Annotated in this window: 3 protein-coding genes; 1 reads left to right on the forward strand and 2 read right to left on the reverse strand. The window is 65.0% G+C overall.

Going from position 1 to position 2,405, the window contains the following annotated elements:
- A partial coding sequence (locus ACSLE4_RS05260) for a hypothetical protein (RefSeq protein WP_435903428.1) occupies positions 1–908 on the reverse strand: 908 nt, incomplete at its 3' end.
- 9 nt (positions 909–917) lie between these two features.
- Positions 918–1,679 (reverse strand): hypothetical protein, encoded by a 762-nt coding sequence (locus tag ACSLE4_RS05265; RefSeq protein WP_435903429.1) that lies wholly within the window; start codon positions 1,677–1,679, stop codon positions 918–920.
- 516 nt (positions 1,680–2,195) lie between these two features.
- Between ACSLE4_RS05265 and ACSLE4_RS05270 the strand changes: the two genes are divergently transcribed.
- On the forward strand, positions 2,196–2,405 hold a 210-nt coding region (locus ACSLE4_RS05270), incomplete at its 3' end, for a hypothetical protein (protein WP_435903430.1).

Consider the following 2,405-nt stretch of genomic DNA (forward strand, 5'->3'; position numbering starts at 1 on the left):
ATGAGGCTCGCCGTTTCCCGCACCCCAAAGCGGCGCGGGAAGTAGTTCTGGGTGTGGGCGGGCTCCACCCGGTCAAAGCGCGAGACGAGATCGCGCCACCCATCCATCTCGATCGCGGGCGCGATCACGAGGACGCTCTTTCCCTCAGGGCGTGCGAGGACGGTCCCCGAGGGCTTTTCCCCGAAGACCGCCTTCTTGGCGTTCGAGATGCGCTCGATCAGCGCGACCAGGTCCACGGAGTTGGCGTGATCGACCTGGATTTCTGTCACGTCCATCTCCGCGAAGTCACCGTCGAGCCGTGCCACGACCCGCAGCGCCTGCTCGACGTTCGGACGCAGATCCGAGATGAGAAGGCTCTTCGAATCCTTGAAGGCCGTCACGGCTCCGCTCTTCGTGAGCACCAGCTTGACCCCCTCGGCGACGCTTTCGGTGCGCTCGTGGCCGAGTTCTGCGAGGACCCGGACGAAGCCTGCCTTCGCCCCAGAAAGGCTGCGCGCCTCCAGGCGAGCCAGACCCGGAGCGTCGGCGAGCTTCACGACCGAGAGCGACGGCGAACCCGGGAGCTGGATCGTCGTCAGGCCGCGAGTGACCAGCGCCCGGTTCGCAAGCTCCCAGAGCGAATCACGCGTGATGGGAGCTGGAAGGCGCAGGCCGATCGAGCCCTTGACCTCCGAGCGGTCGAACTCGATGGCTGTCGCGAGGATCGCCGCACAGGCATCCAAGAGGTCCGCGAGATCCTCCTCGGGCGAGAACACCCTGATCTCGACCTCATCTTGCTTCTCCGGTTCGGGAGGAGTCGCGGTCTCTCGCTGGGCAGAGGCCAGGGGGACGAGCGATACGAACCAGAGCGCGGCCACCAGGCGGTGACACGAGAGCCACGAGCAGGGGTGATCCGAGCGGCCGCGCATGCCGGACGACTACTGCCCCTCTCCAGCGGCCGTGTTCCAGGCGGTGGTGACCGTGGTGAGGTTCGAATCAAGGCTGGACCTCGCCGAGGAGACGCCCTGGTCCGCGCGCCAGGTCGCGAGCATCGATTGCGCGGTCTGGTCCAGGAGATCGGGGTACTTCACGGCCTGACGCTCGTTGGCGAGAGCGTCGCGCAAGGCCACCCACTCGGTCTCAGGGCGCTGGACGACCAGGAACTCCATCGGGAAGTCCTTGGAGTGATCGACCGCGCGATTGGCGCGGATCTGCGTCAGGGCGGCTCGCTGCGGGGCGGTGACGTTCGCCGTCGCGGCGGCGAACACGGAGTCGAGCGCACTCTGTCGGGATGTCTGCGCGGAGGCGAGGTTCGACGTCGCGGTCTGGTAGGAGGCGATCCCCTCCTGGGAAGCCAGCCCGGACTGGATCCTCCGCCGCAGCCGGTCGCTCTCGACGCGCGCCGAGGCGAGGTTCGAGTCGGCGGCAGTGAGATCGTTCGGATGGGCGTTCAGCTCGTCCGCAGCAGCTTGCAACATACCGGAGACACTCCCTGAGCTGATCCCGGCAGTCGCAAGCGCCTCAGCTCCAAGGCCCGCGCGAAGGAGCTTCACTTGAAAGTTCGGTGGAACGACGAAGCCGGAGTGTTCCCGTTCCGCGTCGCCGCCGCCGATGCCGCGGCTCGCCCACCACAGCGGAACACCCAGGAAAACCAGGGCAAGACCGAGAAGCGAAGTGTGCGTGCGGGCGCGGCGAGACATGATCGAACCTCCTCTGACATCGTGCGGGCCTTCTGGATCGCTCTCGCGAACGCCCCCAGTCTAGCCAGCGTGGTCGAGATCGATCCGGGTCGCGGCGACGATTTTCTACGACGAAAACAGCGGAATTCGCGAATTCACGAGAGTGCTATTGTCTCATTTCGGAGACTGGCTCGCGACAGAATGCAATATCGCAAGTCGACTTATCCACACAGCCCCCACGGATTGATTCTTCAGGAGGAGACCACACAGGCCCTGGCAATAGGAAGTTTCGAATCGCCGACGGAGGGATAGATTATGATTCCGAGGCCGATCTCTGAAAGCGGGTGAGAATTGTTCTGGAAACTTCGGGGGCCCGAAGAGAGTTCGATGCTGCAAAGCCGTAACCCTAGAAAAGAGCGGCTCGTAGCCCCCCCATGATGTCCGTCACCCTCTGTACGAGCTCTCGGGAGCGCGCTTATCGTCGGTCCCGTCGCTGCGGGAAGTTCTCCCGTCCGACTGGAAAAGAGGAAGATCACGATGCGCGCGTTCACCCCGACGTTCGGCGTTCTCTCTGGCTCCCTCGGCCTCGCCCTCCTGGTCGCGCTCCCGGTGGTGCCCGTCTCCCAGGTGCTCGAAATCGCGAGCGATTCCCTGACGGCCTACAAGTACGCGTCGAACACGATCGTCCAGGGGGTGCGGCCTCAGGTCCTGCAGCGGGGAGTGACCATCGACGGGGCCATGCGGTCG

Origin of the sequence: Methyloceanibacter sp. (assembly GCF_051306395.1) — a bacterium.
Classification (GTDB): domain Bacteria; phylum Pseudomonadota; class Alphaproteobacteria; order Rhizobiales; family Methyloligellaceae; genus Methyloceanibacter.

What these genes read in the sequence shown, in the direction of transcription:
- ACSLE4_RS05265 (WP_435903429.1), bottom strand. Translation starts at nt 1,679, where the DNA reads ATGTCTCGCCGCGCCCGCACGCACACTTCGCTTCTCGGTCTTGCCCTG.